Source organism: Nocardia brasiliensis (assembly GCF_042691675.1).
GTDB lineage: Bacteria > Actinomycetota > Actinomycetes > Mycobacteriales > Mycobacteriaceae > Nocardia > Nocardia brasiliensis_D.
In genome coordinates this window covers 2,768,199-2,786,733 of record NZ_CP170507.1, presented here as the reverse complement: position 1 = coordinate 2,786,733, position 18,535 = coordinate 2,768,199, and the positions used below count along the sequence as shown (strand labels likewise).

General features: G+C 68.4%; 16 protein-coding genes and 1 pseudogene. 8 read left to right on the top strand and 9 right to left on the bottom strand.

Features of this window, described 5'->3' with window-relative positions:
- Window positions 1–33: 33 nt before the first annotated feature.
- The 3 genes from ACFK0J_RS13005 to ACFK0J_RS12995 all read left to right on the top strand — a co-directional run bounded on the left by ACFK0J_RS13005 (window position 34) and on the right by ACFK0J_RS12995 (window position 2,421).
- Window positions 34–390 carry a YciI family protein gene (locus ACFK0J_RS13005; RefSeq protein WP_378739753.1) on the top strand — a complete coding sequence of 119 codons (357 nt, stop codon included), beginning with the start codon at window positions 34–36 and terminating at the stop codon, window positions 388–390.
- On the top strand, window positions 375–1,604 hold the full coding sequence (locus ACFK0J_RS13000) for an RNA polymerase sigma factor (protein WP_378739751.1): 1,230 nt from the start codon (window positions 375–377) through the stop codon (window positions 1,602–1,604). The genes ACFK0J_RS13005 and ACFK0J_RS13000 overlap by 16 nt, the downstream gene beginning before the upstream one ends.
- A 130-nt stretch (window positions 1,605–1,734) precedes the next feature.
- Window positions 1,735–2,421 carry a Clp protease N-terminal domain-containing protein gene (locus tag ACFK0J_RS12995; RefSeq protein ID WP_378739749.1) on the top strand — a complete coding sequence of 229 codons (687 nt, stop codon included), beginning with the start codon at window positions 1,735–1,737 and terminating at the stop codon, window positions 2,419–2,421.
- Window positions 2,422–2,450: 29 nt separating this feature from the next.
- Here the strand turns inward: ACFK0J_RS12995 and ACFK0J_RS12990 are convergent, their stop codons facing one another.
- The gene (locus ACFK0J_RS12990) at window positions 2,451–2,942 is read right to left on the bottom strand and encodes a pyridoxamine 5'-phosphate oxidase family protein (protein ID WP_378742815.1); all 492 of its coding nucleotides are present in this window, start codon (window positions 2,940–2,942) and stop codon (window positions 2,451–2,453) included.
- Between the two features lie 62 nt (window positions 2,943–3,004).
- On the opposite strand from ACFK0J_RS12990, the gene ACFK0J_RS12985 reads away from it, so the two are divergent.
- Together ACFK0J_RS12985 and ACFK0J_RS12980 are read left to right on the top strand one after the other, a co-directional pair.
- Window positions 3,005–3,982 (top strand): helix-turn-helix transcriptional regulator, encoded by a 978-nt coding sequence (locus ACFK0J_RS12985; protein WP_378739747.1) that lies wholly within the window; start codon window positions 3,005–3,007, stop codon window positions 3,980–3,982.
- A 38-nt stretch (window positions 3,983–4,020) separates the two neighbouring features.
- Window positions 4,021–4,986 carry a helix-turn-helix transcriptional regulator gene (locus ACFK0J_RS12980; protein WP_378739745.1) on the top strand — a complete coding sequence of 322 codons (966 nt, stop codon included), beginning with the start codon at window positions 4,021–4,023 and terminating at the stop codon, window positions 4,984–4,986.
- Window positions 4,987–5,000: 14 nt separating this feature from the next.
- Here ACFK0J_RS12980 and ACFK0J_RS12975 read toward each other — a convergent pair whose 3' ends face one another.
- The 5 genes from ACFK0J_RS12975 to ACFK0J_RS12955 form a co-directional block, all read right to left on the bottom strand.
- Window positions 5,001–6,101, bottom strand: coding sequence for an FAD-dependent monooxygenase (locus tag ACFK0J_RS12975; protein ID WP_378739743.1), 1,101 nt, complete (start codon window positions 6,099–6,101; stop codon window positions 5,001–5,003).
- A 78-nt stretch (window positions 6,102–6,179) separates the two neighbouring features.
- Window positions 6,180–7,643: a GntP family permease gene (locus ACFK0J_RS12970; RefSeq protein WP_378739740.1), complete on the bottom strand. Its 1,464-nt coding sequence runs from the start codon at window positions 7,641–7,643 to the stop codon at window positions 6,180–6,182.
- An 11-nt stretch (window positions 7,644–7,654) separates the two neighbouring features.
- Complete coding sequence (locus ACFK0J_RS12965) at window positions 7,655–8,263, bottom strand: bifunctional 4-hydroxy-2-oxoglutarate aldolase/2-dehydro-3-deoxy-phosphogluconate aldolase (protein ID WP_378742813.1); 609 nt, start codon at window positions 8,261–8,263, stop codon at window positions 7,655–7,657.
- 26 nt (window positions 8,264–8,289) lie between these two features.
- Complete coding sequence (locus ACFK0J_RS12960; protein WP_378742811.1) at window positions 8,290–9,903, bottom strand: amidohydrolase family protein; 1,614 nt, start codon at window positions 9,901–9,903, stop codon at window positions 8,290–8,292.
- Between the two features lie 10 nt (window positions 9,904–9,913).
- Window positions 9,914–11,170 carry an amino acid deaminase gene (locus tag ACFK0J_RS12955; protein WP_378742809.1) on the bottom strand — a complete coding sequence of 419 codons (1,257 nt, stop codon included), beginning with the start codon at window positions 11,168–11,170 and terminating at the stop codon, window positions 9,914–9,916.
- 181 nt (window positions 11,171–11,351) lie between these two features.
- On the opposite strand from ACFK0J_RS12955, the gene ACFK0J_RS12950 reads away from it, so the two are divergent.
- The 3 genes from ACFK0J_RS12950 to ACFK0J_RS12940 are packed head-to-tail and all read left to right on the top strand — an operon-like array spanning window position 11,352 to window position 13,602.
- Window positions 11,352–12,395 (top strand): sugar kinase, encoded by a 1,044-nt coding sequence (locus ACFK0J_RS12950; protein WP_378739737.1) that lies wholly within the window; start codon window positions 11,352–11,354, stop codon window positions 12,393–12,395.
- A gap of 28 nt (window positions 12,396–12,423) precedes the next feature.
- Window positions 12,424–13,191 (top strand): IclR family transcriptional regulator, encoded by a 768-nt coding sequence (locus ACFK0J_RS12945; RefSeq protein ID WP_378739735.1) that lies wholly within the window; start codon window positions 12,424–12,426, stop codon window positions 13,189–13,191.
- Between the two features lie 3 nt (window positions 13,192–13,194).
- Window positions 13,195–13,602 carry a RidA family protein gene (locus ACFK0J_RS12940; protein ID WP_218476178.1) on the top strand — a complete coding sequence of 136 codons (408 nt, stop codon included), beginning with the start codon at window positions 13,195–13,197 and terminating at the stop codon, window positions 13,600–13,602.
- A gap of 1,399 nt (window positions 13,603–15,001) precedes the next feature.
- Here the strand turns inward: ACFK0J_RS12940 and ACFK0J_RS12935 are convergent.
- The 3 genes and pseudogenes from ACFK0J_RS12935 to ACFK0J_RS12925 all read right to left on the bottom strand — a co-directional run.
- Window positions 15,002–16,657 (bottom strand): annotated as a pseudogene (locus tag ACFK0J_RS12935) (ABC transporter ATP-binding protein); the annotation flags it as partial.
- Window positions 16,658–16,670: 13 nt separating this feature from the next.
- Entirely contained in the window at window positions 16,671–17,582 is a 912-nt protein-coding gene (locus ACFK0J_RS12930) for an ABC transporter permease (RefSeq protein ID WP_378739733.1), read from the bottom strand.
- Window positions 17,579–18,535: an ABC transporter permease gene (locus tag ACFK0J_RS12925; protein WP_378739731.1), complete on the bottom strand. Its 957-nt coding sequence runs from the start codon at window positions 18,533–18,535 to the stop codon at window positions 17,579–17,581. Before ACFK0J_RS12925 ends, ACFK0J_RS12930 begins: the two co-directional genes overlap by 4 nt.

The window sequence follows — 18,535 nt, the reverse complement described above, 5'->3', positions numbered from 1 at the left end:
CACCTACCTGCGCGGATGAGGAGGGAGCAACCGATGAAGCAATACCTGCTCAGCATCTACCAGCCCGACGGCGACGATGTGCCCGACAATATCGACGAGATCATGCGTGACGTCGACGCGGTCAACACCGACATGCGGGCCGCGGGCGCCTGGGTGTTCGCGGCGGGTCTGCATGCCCCGAGCACCGCGACGGTAGTGCGCGCCAAGGACGGCGACGTGCTGGTCACCGACGGCCCGTACGTCGAAGGCAAGGAGCACATCGGCGGCTTCACCATCATCCAGGCCGCCGATCTCGACGAGGCGCTGACGTGGGGGCGCCGACTGGCCGAGGCGATCACCCTGCCGATCGAGGTCCGCCCACTGCAGGACGGCGTATGCACGCACCCGTGACCACGGCGGTGATCGAAGGAGTGTTCTCCGAACACTACGGCCGCGCGGTCGCCAGCTTGATCCGCGTCTTCGGTGACATCGGTGTCGCCGAAGACGCGGTGCAGGACGCGTTCACGGCCGCGGTGGCGCGCTGGCCCGCCGACGGGCTACCGCCGAGCCCACCGGGCTGGATCATCACCACCGCACGAAACCGCGCGATAGATCGGCTCCGCAGGGAGGCCGCGCGTGCCGACCGGCACGCACAGGCCGCGTTGCTGCACGCCGACAACGAACCCCCGGCGGCGGGCGCGGTGCGCGACGACCGACTGCGGCTGATCTTCACCTGCTGCCACCCCGCGCTGGCCCGCACCGCGCAAGTGGCGCTGACCCTGCGGCTGCTCGGCGGGCTGACCACCGCCGAGATCGCCCGCGCCTTCCTGACGACGGAATCGACTATGGCGCAACGACTTGTCCGCGCCAAGGGCAAGATTCGGGACGCCCGCGTCCCCTACCGGGTGCCCGCCGACGCCGACCTCCCGGCCCGGCTGCCCGCCGTACTCGCCGTCATCTATCTGATTTTCACCGAAGGTCACACGGCCACCTCCGGCGAACGACTCGTCCGGGCCGACCTGTGCGCCGAAGCGATCCGCTTCGGTCGCCTGCTCACCGAGCTCATGCCCGACGAGCCGGAAGCCGCCGGGCTGCTCGCCCTGATGCTGTTGACCGAGGCACGCCGGGCCGCTCGCATCAGCACGGATGGATCTCTGGTGCCACTGCCGGAACAAGACCGCGGCCGGTGGGACCGGAAGCTCATCGCGGAGGGCCACGTCATCGTCCGAGAGTGCCTGCGCCGCAACCAACCTGGCCCATATCAGATCCAAGCCGCCATCAACGCCGTACACAAGGACGCGCCGAGCGCGGCGGCCACCGACTGGCCGCAGATCGTGCGGCTCTACGACCAGTTGTCCGCGCTGGCGCCGAGCCCGATCGTGTCCCTCCATCGAGCCGTCGCGGTCGCCGAGGTCGACGGACCCGAGGCGGCGCTGGCGCTGCTCGATGATCTCGGTCTCGACAAGTACTACCTGTACCACGCGATTCGAGCCGATCTCCTCGAACGCCTCGGCCGCACAACGGAAGCCGCGCTCGCTTTCGAGGCGGCGATCGCCCGTACCCAGAACGCCGCCGAGCAAGCGTTCCTCACCCGCCGCCGCGCATCGGTGGGCAACCGCGGCTGAGTGCCGCTACCCGGCGACCGTCCCCCGCCGTTTCGGGCGGCCCGGCCTTCTCGACACCGCATATCGGCCAGCAGCTCCCCTTTGTTGACTACCATCAATACCAGCGGCTGATGGCCGAAAGGGGTTCGCCATGTTCGAACGATTCTCCGATCAGGCCCGCCGGGTCATCGTGCTGACGCAGGAGGAAGCGCGCGAGCACGGCCACGACTTCATCGGGGCCGAGCACATGCTGCTCGCCATCCTCCGCGCCTGCGACATCGGCTCCGCCGCCACCACGGCGCGCGCCTTGGCGCAGCTGGGCATCGATCCGGCGGCGGCGCGGGCCCAGATCGCGCTGACCCACGGACCCTCGGAACCCAGCGCGACCGGGAACATCCCCTTCACCCAGCAGGCCAAGAAGGTGTTGGAGAACAGCTTGCGGGAAGCGCAGGCGCTCAACCACGCGCACATCGAACCGTCGCACCTGCTACTCGCCTTGACCAGCGTCGCCGCCGACGATCCCGATACGCCGGTCGGTGCTGCCCGCGCCACGCTCGGCTTCTCGCACGACGACCTGCGCAAAGCCTTACGCACGGTCACCGAGTCCAGGGACGAAGTCCCCGAAGCACTGCCCTACTCGCCGCAGGCCACCACGGCACTGGCCCGCGCCGACGTCGAAGCCCGCGAATCCGGTAGTTCCAGCATCGATGCCGGGCATGTCCTGCTCGGCATCCTCACGGTGGACGACGAGATAGTGCATCCCGCGCTACGCGCGCTGGGCGTCGATCCGCAGCAGCTCACCGCCGAAGTACTCGCCCGTCTGCCACGGCACGACTGACCGGCCGGCCACTACGGCCGAGCCGCCCCTTAGTGCTTCCGCACCACTCGTTCCCCCTGGCCCGGCTTCCAGATGGTGATCTTCAGATGGTCGTCGAACGCTTCGACGGTGGAGGCGCTGCTCAGGTCGGCTGTGTAGAAGTGGTCGAAATCCTTGCCACGGATATCGAACCCGGTCTCGTCGAAAAGTTGTTGCGCGAACCGGACATGGACCTCCTTGTCAGGCAGGTCCACGACGGTGCCGAACAGTTTGGCGTCACCGTCGCGGACCATCGTGTCGACGGTGGCGGTATGCAGGCAGAACCGTGGGTCGCGAGCCAAATCGCGAAACTTGGTGGTGCCCGGCATGCCGACGATCACCAGCATGTCCTCGAAGATCCGCGGTTCCACCGGGCTGATCCGCGGGAATCCGTCCGAGCGGAGCGTGCCGAGCATGCAGAGGTTGGCGGTGGCGGTATGCCTGCGCACGAAGATCTCGGAGATACGCGGGGCTTCTGCGGTGAACTGGCGCCAGGTGGTCATGCCGTCGACCGTACGACTCAACCCTGCCACCTTCTGTCAAGTTTTCTGGCTAATCTCGAACCATGCGAGCGAGTCGATTGGTGCAGCTGCTGCTGATCCTGCAAACACGCGGGCGATCCACGGCGGGCGAACTCGCGAAGGAGCTCGAGGTGTCGGTGCGCACCGTATACCGCGACGTCGAGGCGCTGTCGGCGGCGGGCGTGCCGGTGTACAGCGAGCCTGGCCGGGCGGGTGGCGTGCAGCTGGTGGATGGCTACCGCACCCGATTGACCGGCTTGACCACCGACGAAGCCGACGCGGTGCTGCTCGCTGGATTACCCGGCGCGGCAGCCGATCTCGGTCTCGGCACGGTGCTGGCGACAGCGCAACTCAAGGTGCTCGCCGCGCTACCGCCCGAATTGCGCGGCCGGGCAACCCGAATCGCCGAACGGGTGCACATCGACGCACCGGGCTGGTTCCACCGCCACGACGAGACGCCCACGCTGAACACCGTCGCCGACGCGCTCTGGCACGACCGCAGGCTGCGGGTGCGGTACGGGCGCAAGGACAAAATCGTCGACCGCCAACTGGATCCGCTCGGCCTGGTGATGAAGGCGGGCACCTGGTATCTGGTCGCACGGGACGGCGCGGCGGTCCGCTCCTACCGGGTCAGCAGAATCATCTCCGCCGAGCCGACGGGTGAATCCTTCGACCGCCCCGCGGATTTCGATTTGTCGGCGCATTGGTCAACGGCGGCGGACGATTTCGCGCAATCGATGCTGCGCGTGCGCGCCCGGTGCCGAGTCGCCGCCTCACATGTGCGGCTGCTGCGGTTGGTGAACGATCCGGCCGCGTTCGCGGCGGCGCTGGCCTCGGCGACAGAGCCCGATGCCGAGGGGTGGGTCGAGTTGACCGTGCCCTCGGAGTCGTACGAGGTGCTCGCCTCCGGCCTGCTGCCCCTCGGCGAGTACGCCGAAGTGCTCGAACCACCCGAACTACGGGCGCGGCTCGCGGAAACGGCGGCTCGGATGCACGCGCGCTACAACGCCACCACTTCTTAGGACAGCTCCGTTCCTAACGGTCTGCCATGCTGGACCACATGTTGGAGACCTCGGCGCGGCTGCTCAAACTCCTCGCCCTGCTGCAGACGCATCGCGACTGGACCGGCGCCGAACTGGCCGAACGGCTCGGCGTCACCGGCCGCACGGTGCGCCGCGACGTGGACCGGCTGCGCGAGCTCGGCTATCCCGTGCACGCCACCCAGGGCACCGGGGGCTACCGGCTGGGCGCGGGCGCGGCGCTGCCCCCGCTGCTGCTCGATGACGACGAGGCGGTCGCGGTGGCGGTCGGTCTGCGCAGCGCGTCCGATGGGACGGTGGCCGGGATCGAGGAGTCGTCGCTGCGCGCACTGACCAAACTGGAGCAGGTTCTCCCGCCACGCCTACGCCACCGGGTCCGCACATTGCGCGGCGCCACCGTTCGGGTCGGCACCCCTGGCGACGCGGTCGAGCCGGACACCCTGATGGCCGTCGCAGAAGCCTGCCAGCGCCACGAACGCCTTCGTTTCGACTACCGCGCCCACGGCGGCGCAACCAGCCGCCGCGAGGTGGAACCGCATACCCTGGTCAACTTCAGCCGCCGCTGGTACCTGGTCGCCTGGGACGTCGACCGCGCCGACTGGCGCACCTTCCGCGCCGACCGCCTCAGCCCGCGCATGCCCACCGGCCCCCGTTTCACTCCCCGGGAACCGCCGGAAGGCGATGTCGCGGCCTACCTTTCGAAGCAACTCTCCACCGGAGCCTGGCCGCACCGGGCCACCGTCCTGCTGCACAAATCCGCCGAAGACGCCGCCGACAACATCTGGCCCGGCATGGGCGCCCTGGAACCGGTCGACGCCGACACCTGCCAGCTCCACCTGGGCGCCGATGCCCCCGAAGCCCTGGTCTGGATGATCACCGCGGTCGACATCGACTTCACCCTGCTGACCGGTCCTGCAGAACTGGTCGACGCCTTACGAGTCCAAGCCACTCGCTGTAGCCGCGCGTTGCGCAACTTTCCCCAGTAGCGAACACCCCTTCGTCAACAGCTCCAATCAAGCACGGGGGCAAGGGATTTGGCCTGAGCCGAGGCAGGGATCAGGCGTACGACGGTATTACGCAGGGCCACCGCGGGCGCCCAGGACAGCTGGGCGATGGTGCCGATCCGGCGGGAGCGGGCGGCGATCATCTGGGTGCGAGGGCGGCGTTGTTTGTCGTAGCGGGACAGATCGAGATCTTCGGTGGCCACCCGGGCGAGGATGACGGCGTCTTCGAGCGCCTGGCAGGCGCCCTGGCCGAGATTCGGGGTCATGGCGTGGGCGGCGTCGCCGAGCAGCGCGATGCGGTCGGCGACATAGGTTTTCAAAGCGGGGATGTCATAGAGGTCGTGTTTGAGAACAGCGGATTCTTCGGCGGACGCGAGCAGGGTCGGAATCGGGTCGTGCCAGGTGCCGAACCGGCGGCGCAACTCGGCCAGGCCGCCGCCGGGAGTGCCCGCTGGCATGTTGGCGGTGGCGAAGCAGTAGACGCGCCCGTCCGAGAGCGCCCCGAAGCCGAAACGTTCGCCGCGGCCCCAGCTTTCGCCGATGCCGGTGATCGGCTTGGCGGGCGTGACCACCAGTCGCCACGCGGTGTAGCCGCTGTAGCGAGGGACGATGTCGCCACAGACCGCGCGGCGCACGACGCTGTTGATGCCGTCTGCGCCGACAACCAAGTCGCCGGTGCAGCTTCCGGCCGAGTGCACCACGGTGCCGTCGGTGCGCGCCTCGGTCACCGAGATGCCGGGACGCAGTGCCGCTTGCGGGAGTGCGCTGCTCAGGACGTCCAGCAGGTCGGCCCGGTGCATCATGATCGGGCTGCCGAATCGCGCGCGGACGGTGTCCGCGTCGACACGGGAGAGCCACCGTCCCTTGCTGTCCCGGATCCCGGCCGAGCCCTCCTCGACCGCCCGCGCCCGCACCTCGTCGCCGAGGCCGAGCGCGTCGAGGGCGCGAAGCGCGTTCGGCCACAGGGAAAGTCCCGCACCGACCTCGGTGATGCTGGGCGCCCGCTCCAGCACCTCCACCGCCCAGCCGTGCCGGGTCAATGCGACGGCGGTGGCCAGACCGCCGATACCGCCGCCGACGATGATCGCCTTGGACATCGGGCAACTCCTCCCTCTCGGATCGTCACGAGCGTAAGCCGTGCCGGGACGATCCGATGCGCCCGATGCCCGCGACGCTCAGCTGACGATCGCGAACAGGATCGCCGCTACCGCGAAACTCACCACCGACAGGATCGTTTCCAGCACGGTCCAGGTTTGCAAAGTCTGCTTCACGGTCAGGTTGAAGAACTTCGCGATGATCCAGAAGCCGCCGTCGTTGACGTGGCTGAGGATGATCGAACCCGCGGCAATGGCCATGGCGATCAACGCGATCGACATCTGCGAATAGTTGTGGCTCGCCACCAGCGGCGCGACGATGCCACCGGTGGTGACGATCGCGACGGTCGCCGAGCCCTGCGCGATGCGCAGCCCACAGCTGATGATGTACGCGAGCACGATCACCGGCAGCCCGGCCGCCGACATGGTGTCGGCCAAGGCGGTGCCGATTCCGGTGGCGGAGATGACCTTTCCGAAGAAGGCGCCCGCGCCGACCACCAGCAGCAGCATCCCGACCGGCCGCAGCGATTCCGCGGTGAGCTGGCTGAGCTCCTGCACGCTGGATCCGCGCCGCACGCCGAGCAAATAGAAGGCGATGAGCACGGCGATGAGCAGCGCTACCGCGGGCGTGCCGAAGAACGTCAGCACCTGCAACAGCCGAGAGTCCTTGTCCAACATCTGGGTACCGAAGGTGGCGCCGAGGATCAGCACCAGCGGGACGGCGATGATCGCGCCGATCAGCCCGACAGACGGCGGTGCGGAGGTGACGGTCTTCGTGGCGACGCCACCCGATCCGTCGGCGTCCCGCTCCCCCTCATCGGGAGCGGGTTCCGTCTCGTCCTCCTTGCGAACGAGGAATTCGTCCGGCACCTCGACGTGGATCCGCTTGCCGATGTAACTGCCCCACACAATGCCCGCGGCGACGAAACCGGGCAGGCCGCAGACGAATCCCATGAGGATCAACCAGCCGAGACTCACCCCGAGCAGACCACCCAGCGCCACCGGGCCCGGGTGCGGCGGCAGGAACGCGTGCGTCATCGACAGACCGGCCAGCATCGGCATCGCGTAGAGGACCAGTGAACGTCCGCCACGCTTGGCGGCCACGTAGATCAGCGGCGCGAGCACGAAGATGCCGATGTCGAAGAACACCGGGATGCCGAAGATGAGCCCGAGCAGGCCCATCGCGACCGGGGTGCCCTTCTCGCCGAACAGGTTCAGCAGCTTGCCGGTCAATACATCGGCGCCGCCGGAGCGTTCGAGGATCGCGCCGAGCACCGTGCCGAGGCCGATGATGACGGCGATGTGCCCGAGGATGCCACCGAACCCGGTCTCCAGCAGTGAATCACCGGCCTTGATCGCGGTGCCGACGATCTTCGACACCGGTAGCCCGGCGGCCAGCGCCAGCGCGAGCCCGGTGAGCAGTAGCGCGATGAACGGCTCCAGCTTGACCTTGATGATGGCGAACAGCAGCACGGCGATCGCGAGCCCGCAGAGCACAAGCAGCCCCGGGGTGGTGGTGCGCAGCCAGTCGACGGTTGCACCCATGGGTGGACCTCTCAATTCATGGATCGAACGAACGATGCCGCGCGGGTGGCGATTTCGGACCAGCGGCCCGCGGCGACATCGGAAGGGGCGACAACGTCGGTGCCCGCCGTGACGGCGACAGCGCCCGCGGCAAGGAATTCGGCGGCATTGCCCGCATTGACGCCACCGGAAGGGATGAGCGCCACATCGGGGAAAGGACCACGCAGGTCCTTCAGGTAACCGGGACCGAGGGTCCGAGCCGGGAAGATCTTCACCGCGGCCGCGCCGAGATCGAGTGCGGTGAGCACCTCGCTCGGCGTGAAAGCACCCATCACGACAGGGGTGTCGTGCTGTGCGGCCACGGCGGCGACATCGACCCGGAGGCCCGGGGTCACCAGGAATTGCGCGCCGCTATCGATGGCGGCCTTGGCTTGCTCCCCGGTGAGCACCGTGCCGACGCCGAGCACGGCGCCTTCGGCGGCGGTGGCCGCGGCCAGATAGCCGAGGACACCAGGTGTGGTGAAGGTGAGCTCGAGCGCCCGAATACCGGACGCGGCAAGCGCTTCAGCGAGCGCGACCGGGTCCGGGATCTCCGGCGCGCGAACCACGCTGAGCACGCGATCGGACCGGATGACCGCCATGGCCGAGCCGGTCGGCGGTGGGGTGATCAATATGTCTCCTTCCGCGAGGCGTCCATCCGCAACGCGCGACCGGCGAGCGTGCCGGTGGGCGTGCCGTTCTCGATGGCGAACTCGCCGTTGACCAGGACGTGCCGGATACCGCGCGCCTGCTGTTTCGGATGGTCGAAGGTCGCGGTGTCCGCGATAGTGGCCGGGTCGAACACGACGAGATCGGCGGCGTACCCGGTGCGTACCCGGCCGCGGTCGCGCAGCCGTAGTCGATCGGCGGGTCGGCCGGTCAGATGGTGCACGCAGTCCTCGAGTTCGAGGACGCCGAGATCGCGGACATAGTGGCCGAGATAGCGCGGGAAAGTGCCCCAGGCGCGCGGGTGCGGCCGGGCCGGCGCGAGCAGAGCATCGCTACCGCCCATGTGCCCGGGGTGCACCATGATGGCGCGTACGTTCTCCTCGTGCCCGACGTGCTGCAGGATGCTGGTGGCGAGCTGGTCGCGGCGCAGCAGGTCGAAGAACACCTCGACCGGGGCCATCCCGCGCTCGGCGGCGATCTCGTCCACCCGCTTGCCGACGTACTCGTCCAGTTCCGCGTTGCCGACGCCGCTGATCTGGATGGTCTCCCATTCGACGGTGACGCCATGACAGCCGTCGGACCCGTTCACGTTCACATCCACAGCAATTCGCGCACGCGCCGCGGGGTCGTCGAGGCGGGCGAGTGCCGCGTCCGGTCCGCCGGACATGGCCCAGCTCGGCAGCAGCGCCGACAATGTCGTCGCACCGGGCAGATACGGGTAGGTGTCCAGGGTGATGTCGCAGCCGTCGGCGCGGGCCGCGTCGATCAAGGCCAGGAATTCCGGTGCGCGACCGCGATTCACGTGGAAGTTCATGGTGGCGTGGGTCAGGTGCAGCGCGCATCCGGTGGTCCGGGCCAGCCCGATCATCTCCGCGTATGCCTCGAGCGCGCCCGCACCGTAGGAGCGGGTGTGCGGCGCGTAGAACCCGCCGAATTCGGCGACCACCTCGCACAGTGCGGCCAATTCTCCGGTGTCGGCGTACATTCCGGGCGTATAGGTGAGCCCACTGGACATGCCGACCGCGCCCTCGCGGAGTCCCTGCCTGAGCAGTTCCCGCATGCGCTGGATCTCGTCCTCGGTCGCCGGGCGCTGATCCGCGCCGACCACGAGCAGCCGCAGCGTCCCCTGCGGCACGAGGTAGGCGGCATTGGGCGTGATTCCCCGGTCGAGCCGATCCAGGTACTCGGCCACGGTGCGCCAAGCGAAGTCGAGGTCGGTGGGATTGCCGTTCCACCCGGCGATTTGCCGCCGCACCACCGCGAGGGTGGCGTCATCGATCGGAGCGTAGGACAGTCCGTCCTGCCCGATGACTTCGGTGGTGATGCCCTGGCTGATCTTCGGGAAGTGCCCCGGCTCGGTGAGCAGATGCAGATCCGAATGAGCGTGCATGTCGATGAAACCCGGGCACAGCACCGCGCCCGGACCGGCATCGATGATCCGGTCGGCGTCGGAAATGCTGCCCGGGTCGGCGATTCGGGTGATCCGCCCCTGCTCGACCAGCACATCACCGCGCACCCGTGGCGCACCGGTGCCGTCGACGATGTCGATATCGCGAAAAAGTAAGTCGGTCATGGTCATCGGCTCAGAAGAACGTGTGCAGGAAGTCGACGACCCGCGGCGACGGTGCGTCGGCGTCATCGATCACCGGGATGAGCCGCCATTTGTCGAAGGCGGTGCATGGGTGCGACAGGCCGAGCCGCACCACCGCGCCGACCGGCAGCCGGGCGTCCGCGGGCAGGCGTAGGAACGTGTGCTGGTCATTGAGGGCGGATACGGTCGCGGCCGAGTCGAGCGGCGAACCTTCCGGTCCCGCAACGCGTTGCGGGACCGGAAGCCCCTCATCGAAGGGCAGATCACGCCTGCCCGCGTCCAGCAGCGCCAATTCCGGCTCCGGGCGCGACAATGCGCGCGCCCAGCCGTGCATGGCCGAACGGAGTGGCTTGGCACTGTGCGCCGCGGTGAACGGGGATATGCCCGCGTAGAAACCGTCGTCGTGAATGATGTACGCCCCGGATCGCAGCACGACCGAGGTCGGAACCCCATGTGCGCCTTCTTCATCGGCGAGGGCGGCCAGGCGTTCGACGACCAGATCCGGGTAGGCGCTGCCGCCCGCGGTCACGATCGCGCTGTCCGAATATCGTCCGGCGACGGCGAGTTCGCGGTGCAGGCGAGCGAGTTCATCGAGGTAGTGGCGCACCGTGGCGGTGGCCGCCGGTGTGCGGTCGTGCGCGAGCGCGCCCTCATAACCACCGACTCCGGCAAGCGTCAGCCGGGCGGCGTCGGTCACCGCGGCCGCGACGGCGTGCGCCTGTTCGACGGTACGGGCTCCGGTACGGCCGTGGGGCCCACCGAGTTCGACCAGGACGCGCACCCGTGCCGTTCCGGGGGCCGAGCGCAAGTGCTCATCCATCAGCGCGACCGTCTCGACGCTGTCCGCCCAGCAGACGAACTCGAAGGCCGGATCCTTCGCCAATTCCGCTGCGACCCACTGCAATCCGACGGGATCGACGAGCGCGTTGGCCAACAGCACGCGACCGACGCCGAACGAACGCGCGACCTGCACCTGCCAGATGGTGGCCAGGGTGATCCCCCAACTGCCCGCCGCCAGCTGTTGCGCCCACAGTTGCGGCGCCATCGTCGTCTTGCCGTGCGGCGCGAGTCGCACGCCCGCGGCGCTCGCCCAGTCGGCCATGACGGCGACGTTCGCGTCCACGGCCGACCGGTCGATGGTCAGCAGCGGCGTCTCGAACTGATCGAGACGCGGTGCGGTGGCGAGGAATTCACGCGCGGTACGACCCCAGGCGGCAGGCGGCAGCCCTTTGTGCTCCGGACCGAGCATCCGGTCTCCGAGTCCTGCTACGACGTCGTCGTCGATCGCCACGGCGTTCCTTCCCGCGAATTCACAGTTCAGGCATAGCGTCTTGCTATTGCATATTTTGCAATGCTTGTTGCGCATCGTGTTTCGTGTGGCTATTCTGCACGTGATGGCCGGTGGCCGCAAGCACAGGAGGGAGATCGGTGTGACGTGGCCTACGTCGACCCGCCCACGGGCGGTAACCGTCGGCGAGGGACTTGCCGTGCTGGTGGCACAGCCGGGCCCGCTGGAGGAGTCGGCGACCTTCGAGCGGACCGCGGGCGGCGCGGAGGCGAATGTGGCCACCGTGCTGCCGCAGTTGGGAGTCGAGACCGCGTGGCTGTCGAGAGTCGGCGATGACGGGTTCGGCCGATACCTGGTGACCCACCTCGCCGAACGCGGGGTCGACGTGTCGGCGGTCGTCACCGACCCCACCCGGCCGACCGCGGTGTACGTCAAGGAGCGCGGCAGCGGCTCGGGCAAGGCGACCGACCTGGCCGAGCGGGCGAGCCGAATGCTGTACTACCGCACGGGTTCCGCCGCCAGCGCGCTCTCGCCGGCCGACTTGGCCGCGACCGCGGCGGCCCGGCTGCTCGCGCAGTGCGACCTGGTCCACTTCACCGGCATCACCACCGCGCTGTCGGAGTCGGCGACCGAACTCACCGAGGCGCTGCTGGCCCTCCCCCGTCACGGCAGGCTGGTGAGTTTCGACCTGAACTTCCGGCCCGCACTGTGGGCCGGGCGCATCGAGGCGGCCGCCGAGGTGCTCGCGCGCCACGTGCGCGGGTGTGACGTGGTCTTCCTCGGCGCCGACGAGGCCGGCGCGGTATTCGGCACCGACGACGCCGACGCATTGCGTGCGCTGTTCCCGGAACCGAACCAGCTCATCGTCAAGAACGATGCGCACACGGTCACCGGGTTCGCCGGTGATCAGCGCGTCGAGGTGCCCGCGCTCGGGCTGGAGGTCACCGAACGGATCGGCGCGGGCGACGCGTTCGCCGGCGGCTATCTCGCCGCGCTGCTGCACGGCAGGCCATTGGCACAGCGGCTGCGGTTCGGGCACCTGTGCGCCGCCGCCGCGCTGACCGGCACCGGGGACGGCGCCGAGCTGCCCGCCCCCGCGATCCTGGAGCAATTGGCCGCCGTGGACGAAAATGCTTGGGCCGAGCTGCATTACAACAACACCGTCATCCAGAATGTGGCCTCATGAGTCACCTTGAAGTCAGCGAGACGCAGTCATGAGTCAGAGTTTGTCCCGCGCGTTGACCATTCTCGTTGCGCTGGGCGAGGATTCGCGATCGTTGGATCAGCTGGCCACCCAGCTCGGCGTGCACAAATCGACGGTGCTGCGACTGCTGCAGACAATGGAAGCGCAGCGCTTCGTCACCCACGACAGTCAGCATCGATACGTGCTCGGGTCGCGACTGTTCGAACTGGCCAACCGCACCCTGGAGCAGCGCGACGTGCGCACCCTCGCGCGGCCGCACCTGAGCGCCTTGAACGCCGACACCAAGCAGACAATCCATCTGGCCACCTACGAGTCCGGCGATGTCATCTACATCGATAAGCTCGACGCCACCCAGAGCGTGCGCATGTACTCCCGGGTGGGCCGCCCGGCGCCGCTGCACTGCACCGCCGTCGGCAAGGTGCTCATCTCGTCGCTGCCCCGCTCGGAATGGCGGGGCATCGCCGAGAAGATCGACTACCACCCGTTCACCGAACGAACCATCCGCACCCCCGAGCGCTACCTGGCCGAGCTGGAAAAGGTTGCCGCCCTCGGCTATGCGGAAGACCACGAGGAACACGAAAGCTTCGTCAACTGCATCGGTGTTCCGGTGCGTAACGGCACCGGCGCAGTGGTCGCCGCGGTCTCCATGTCGGTGCCGGACATGCTGCTCGACCACGACCAGGTACTGGCCGAACTGCCGCGGGTTCGCGCCGCCGCCGACGCCATCTCCGCCGAACTCGGCTGGATTCCCGGCCGAACCACCGCCACGAAAGGCTGACCCATGAGTGACAAGATCGCCATCCGCACCACCGACGCGCCCGCACCCGCACACACCTTCTCCCAAGGCGTGCGCAAGGGACCGTTCGTGCAGGTCTCTGGACAGGGTCCGGTGGACCCGATAACAAACGAGTACCTGTACCCGGGCGACGTTGCGGCACAGACCATCCGGACGTTGCAGAATGTGAAGGCGATCGTCGACGCGAGCGGGGCGACGTTCGACGATGTGGTGATGCTGCGCGTCTACCTGACCACCCGCGATGACTTCGGCGCGATGAACGAGGCCTACGGCGAGTTCGTCAACGCCAATACCACCGGTGACGTATTGCCCAGCCGCACAACCGTGTTCACGGGACTGCCGCGCGAGGAAATGCTCGTCGAGATCGACGCGATCGCGATCGTCACGGAATAAGACGAAGCGGTCGCCCCGCCCCAGATGTGGGCGGGGCGACCGCAGCCGCGTCGCGTAGTCAGCCGCGACGCGGGATCTCGGGCCGACTGCGGCCCACGGGCTTTGCAGTCGGCTATTCGCGCCCTCAGCCCTCCGTGGTCGGTCCACTATCCGTGGCAGCATCCTTCGTGGGCGTCCCCGCAGAGGCGACCTTCTTGGCCGCGGTTGTCTTCTTGGCTGCGGTTGTCTTCTTCGCCGCGGTTGTCTTTGCCGCGGTTGTCTTCTTGGCCGCGACCGTCTTCTTCGCCGCAGCCGCGGTGCCTGTCGCCTTCTTGGCCGCGACCGTCTTCTTCGCCGCAGCCGCAGTGCCTGTCGCCTTCTTGGCCGCGACCGTCTTCTTCGCCGCAGCCGCGGTGCCCGTCGCCTTCTTGGCCGCAGCCCCGGCCTTCTTGGGCTGTTCCGCCGAGGCCGCCTGCTCGGCCTGACCCGCGGCTGCTGTCTTCCTCGGCTTACGCGCGGCCGCAGCCTTCGTGGGCTCGCCCCCGGCGGCCGCCTTCTTGGGCGCGGCTTTCCTCGGCTTGCGCACGGCGGCAGCCTTCTTGGGCTCGTCCGCAGGGACCGCGGCCGCACCCACAGTCGATTCCTCGGGCTCGCTGGCCGCGACGCCGTCCGTCACCGCGCTCGCGCTGACAACCTCTTCGGAGGCATCCGTGACGGGAGCTTTCTCCGGCTCGCTCGCGACGGTGCCTGCCTCGGAAGCAGCTTCGACCATCGCCGTTTCCGACTCGGACTTGTCCGCCGCGACGGACTCCACGGGCTCTGCCACAGCAACCGCTTCCTCGGCATCGGCGACAGCTGTAGCGGTTTCCGGCTCAACCGCCGGAGGAACCTCCAGCGGCTCGGCTGCGGGGGCGGTTTCCGCCGCGTCGGCCAAGCCGACGGTCTCATCGTCCGTCGAAGCTGCTTTCTCAGGCGCGTCCGCAGCGACCGCTTCCGTGGAATCAGAAACGGCGACAGCTGCTTCCGGCTCAGCCACTGGAGCGACGTCCAACGACGCAGCTGCGGGGACGGCGTCCGCCGGAGCAACAACGGCGACATCTTCCGTCGCCTCATGGACCACAGCTACTTCCGCAGGCTCGTCCGCAGCGACAGCTTCTTCCGAATCAGTGCCAGCGGCAGCGGTTTCCGGCTCAGCGACCGAAGCAACATCCAACGACGCCGCTACCGGAACGGCTTCCTGCTCGGCAACCACGACAACGGCTTCGTCGTCCGCGGAAGACTTTTCCTCGGGCTCCACCACGGCGACCGGTTTCGTCGAAACCGCCACAGCAACAGCTACTTCCGACTCCGCCGCGGCGACGGCGTCCTTCGAGTCCTCAGCAGCGGCTCCGCCCAAAACGTCCGTCGAGACTCCACCGACAACGCCCGCGCCTGGGATCGCGTCGAGCAGTTGGCGAGTGTACGCATCGGTGGGCGCGGTAAGCACCTGCTCGACCGGACCTTGTTCCACCACCCGACCGTCCCGCATCACGACGACATCGTGGGCCAGCGCCCGGACGACGGCTAGGTCGTGCGAAATGAACAGGTAGCTCACACCGAGCCGGTCTTGCAGCGAAGACAGCAGCGTCAAGATCTGGTCCTGCACAAGGACATCCAGTGCCGACACCGCTTCGTCGCAGACGACCAGTCGAGGCTCGATGGCCAGGGCGCGGGCGATCGCGACCCGCTGCCGCTGACCGCCGGACAGCTCGTTCGGGTAGCGCTGTGCGAGCGCGGCGGGCAGCGCCACCTGGTCCAGCAATTCGGCGACCCGCTTACGACGGGACTCCCGGTCGCCGATGCGGAAGGCGCGCAGCGGCTCGGTGATCAATCGCTCGACCGTCCACATCGGATCCAGTGACGCATAAGGGTCTTGGAACACCGGCTGCATCGCCAGCCGGGCCGCGCGCAGCTGCGCACCCTGCTGCCCGACCATCTCGACACCGTCCAACCGGATGGTGCCGGAGGTGGCGGGCACCAGGCCGAGCACCATCCGCGCGGTGGTGGTCTTTCCCGATCCGGACTCACCGACGATCGCCGTCGTGCGACCGCGGCCGATGGTGAACGACACGTCGTCGACCGCGCGCAGCACCCCACCGCGACCGCGGATCCGGTACTCCTTGCTGATACCGGAGACCTCGAGTATCGGAGCCGCTTTATCGGCGCTCTCGACCACCTCGGTCACCGCGACTTTGCCGTCGACGCCCTTGTCCAGCGCAACCTTGCCCTCGGCGTCAGCGGTGTCGCCGCGTCGCGGTCCGATGAGCGCGGGTGCCGCCGCGACCAGCCGCCGCGTGTAGTCCTCCTGCGGATCGGTCAGCACCTGGCGCGCCGGGCCGGACTCGACGATCCGGCCGTCCGACATCACCACCACCCGGTCCGCCCGCTCCGCCGCGAGTCCCAGGTCGTGGGTCACCAGCAGCAGCGCGGTGCCGAGCTCTTGGGTCAGCTTCTCCAAGTGGTCCAGGATCTGCCGCTGCACGGTCACATCCAGCGCCGAGGTCGGTTCGTCGGCGATCAGCAGATCCGGGCGGCAGGCCAGGCCGATGGCGATCAGCGCGCGCTGCCGCATACCGCCGGAGAACTCGTGCGGGTACTGCCGCGCCCGCCGGGCCGGCTCCGGCAGCCCGGCTTGACCGAGCAGTTCGATGGCCCGCTCCTTCGCCGCGCGGCGCGTGCAAATCCGGTGCGCCACCAGGGTTTCCGAGACTTGTCGGCCCACCCGGGAGACCGGGTTCAGGTTCGACATCGGGTCCTGCGGCACCAGCCCGATATCTTTGCCGCGCAACTGGCGCAGCCGCTTCTCGTCGGCGTGGGTGATGTCCTCCCCGCGCCACCGGATGCTGCCGCCGGTGACCAGACCGGAGCCGGGCAGCAGGCCCATGATCGCGTGCGCCAGTGTCGATTTCCCGGATCCGGAGGCACCGACCACGGCGACCCGCTCCCCCGGCTGGATGACCAGGTCCGCGCTCCGCACGGCGGTCACGTCGCCGAAGGACACCCGCAGATCGCTGATCTCCAAGAGTGTGTCGGTCATTGCAAAAGCTCCTTCAGCGCCGTGTCTTCGGGTCGAGCGCGTCCCGCAGGGCGTCGCCGAAAAGGTTGAATCCCAAGCAGATGATCGCCAGCGCCACACCGGGGAAGATGCCCGGCCACGGGGTGCGGAGCAGATACTGCTGTGCGTCGGACAGCATGATGCCCAGGCTGGGCGCGGGCGGTTTGATGCCGAGCCCGAGGAAGGACAGGATCGCCTCGCCCAGCACCGCCGTCGGCATGATCACCGTGGCCTGCACGATGATCGGCGCCAGCGAGTTGGGCAGGATGTGCTCACCGAGGATGCGCCAGGACGGCACGTCCATGGTGTTCGCGGCGAGCACGAAGTCGGTTTCCTTGAGCCGCAATGTTTCCGCGCGCACGACCCGCATCATGATCGGCACCTGCGAGATGCCGATCGCGATCGCCGCCTCGGTGAGTCCGCCGCCGTTGATCGCGGTCAGGCCGACCGCGATGATCAGGAACGGGAACGCGAGCAACACATCGGACAGCCGCGACAGCACCGCGTCCAGCATCCGCCAGTACCCGGCCAGCAGGCCGAGCGGCACCCCGATGACAACCGCGCAGAGCACCGACAGCGCGCCGACCTCGAGCGAGGCACGGGTGCCGTACAGCACCCGGGAGAAGATGTCGCGTCCCAGATCGTCTGTGCCCAACAGGAATCCGACGGTACCGGGCTGCTGGAACGGCGTCGGGAAGTGCACCTCGGAGGGTGAATAGGGCGCCAGCCATGGCGCGAACACCCCGACGAAGATCACGATCAGCAGCAGTACCGCGCCGACCATGCCGAGCGGGTTGTGCCACAGCTGGCGCAGCACCCGCCCGCGCACCGCGGCCAATGGCGGGGTTTGGACCGCGGTTTCGACGCCGGGACTGGTTTCGGCGACCGGAGTATCGGTGACTGTCATTGCGCCCTCCCGGACACTCGCACGCGGGGGTCGATCACCGTGTACAGCACATCGACCAGCAGGTTGATCACGATGTAGGACGCGGCGATCACCATGACGACCGCCTGGATCACCGGGTAGTCGCGGGTGAACACCGAGTCGAGGGTGAGCTTGCCCATGCCGGGCAGGCTGAAGATGCGTTCGGTGACCACCGCGCCCGCGATGAGCCCGCCGAGCTGCAGACCGACGATCGTGGTGACCACGATCAGGCTGTTGCGCAAGCCGAATCGGAAGATGACCGCGCCGCGGCTGAGCCCCTTGGCCCGCGCCGTGCGCACGAAGTCGGCGGTCAGCGTCTCCACCATCGACGACCGCGTCTGCCGCTGCACCACCGCCGCGTGCGCGAGGCCGAGAATGATCGCGGGCAAGGTCAAGAAGTAGAGGCCGCGCAGCGGATGCTCGAACGGCGACACATACCCCGACGCCGGGAACCAGTTGAGCTTCACCGATAGATACAGCACGGCGAGGATGCCGACCCAGAAGGTGGGCACGGACAACGCGACCAGCGAGAACCCGTTGGCGGCCCACTCCGGCCAGCGGCCGCGATACACCGCGGCGAGCACGCCGCCGATCACCCCGGCCAGCACCGCGATGAGCATGGCGTACACCGCGAGTTGCACGGTCACCGGCAGTGTCGTGCCGATCATGTCGATGACGGGCGTCCCGGTGCGGATCGACCGGCCGAAATCACCGCTCAGCGAGTTCTTGACGAACTCCAGATACTGCACGAACACCGACTGGTCCAGGCCGAGTTCGGCGCGGACGGCGGCGATGGCCTCCGGATTGGCGTCCTCGCCCGCGAGCGTCGTCGCCGGATCGCCGGGCAGCGCCCGCACCCCGAGGAAGACCACGATCGAGGCGAGCACCAGCGTCACCGCGGACTGCCATAGCCGATGGAACACATACTGCAACAT

What these genes read in the sequence shown, in the direction of transcription:
- ACFK0J_RS12985 (WP_378739747.1), top strand. Translation starts at nt 3,005, where the DNA reads ATGCGAGCGAGTCGATTGGTGCAGCTGCTGCTGATCCTGCAAACACGC.
- ACFK0J_RS12995 (WP_378739749.1), top strand. Translation starts at nt 1,735, where the DNA reads ATGTTCGAACGATTCTCCGATCAGGCCCGCCGGGTCATCGTGCTGACG.
- ACFK0J_RS12975 (WP_378739743.1), bottom strand. Translation starts at nt 6,101, where the DNA reads ATGTCCAAGGCGATCATCGTCGGCGGCGGTATCGGCGGTCTGGCCACC.
- ACFK0J_RS12940 (WP_218476178.1), top strand. Translation starts at nt 13,195, where the DNA reads ATGAGTGACAAGATCGCCATCCGCACCACCGACGCGCCCGCACCCGCA.
- ACFK0J_RS12955 (WP_378742809.1), bottom strand. Translation starts at nt 11,170, where the DNA reads ATGCTCGGTCCGGAGCACAAAGGGCTGCCGCCTGCCGCCTGGGGTCGT.
- ACFK0J_RS12990 (WP_378742815.1), bottom strand. Translation starts at nt 2,942, where the DNA reads ATGACCACCTGGCGCCAGTTCACCGCAGAAGCCCCGCGTATCTCCGAG.
- ACFK0J_RS12980 (WP_378739745.1), top strand. Translation starts at nt 4,021, where the DNA reads ATGTTGGAGACCTCGGCGCGGCTGCTCAAACTCCTCGCCCTGCTGCAG.
- ACFK0J_RS12965 (WP_378742813.1), bottom strand. Translation starts at nt 8,263, where the DNA reads ATGGCGGTCATCCGGTCCGATCGCGTGCTCAGCGTGGTTCGCGCGCCG.
- ACFK0J_RS12930 (WP_378739733.1), bottom strand. Translation starts at nt 17,582, where the DNA reads ATGACAGTCACCGATACTCCGGTCGCCGAAACCAGTCCCGGCGTCGAA.
- ACFK0J_RS12970 (WP_378739740.1), bottom strand. Translation starts at nt 7,643, where the DNA reads ATGGGTGCAACCGTCGACTGGCTGCGCACCACCACCCCGGGGCTGCTT.
- ACFK0J_RS12960 (WP_378742811.1), bottom strand. Translation starts at nt 9,903, where the DNA reads ATGACCGACTTACTTTTTCGCGATATCGACATCGTCGACGGCACCGGT.
- ACFK0J_RS13000 (WP_378739751.1), top strand. Translation starts at nt 375, where the DNA reads ATGCACGCACCCGTGACCACGGCGGTGATCGAAGGAGTGTTCTCCGAA.
- ACFK0J_RS13005 (WP_378739753.1), top strand. Translation starts at nt 34, where the DNA reads ATGAAGCAATACCTGCTCAGCATCTACCAGCCCGACGGCGACGATGTG.
- ACFK0J_RS12945 (WP_378739735.1), top strand. Translation starts at nt 12,424, where the DNA reads ATGAGTCAGAGTTTGTCCCGCGCGTTGACCATTCTCGTTGCGCTGGGC.
- ACFK0J_RS12925 (WP_378739731.1), bottom strand. Translation starts at nt 18,535, where the DNA reads ATGTTGCAGTATGTGTTCCATCGGCTATGGCAGTCCGCGGTGACGCTG.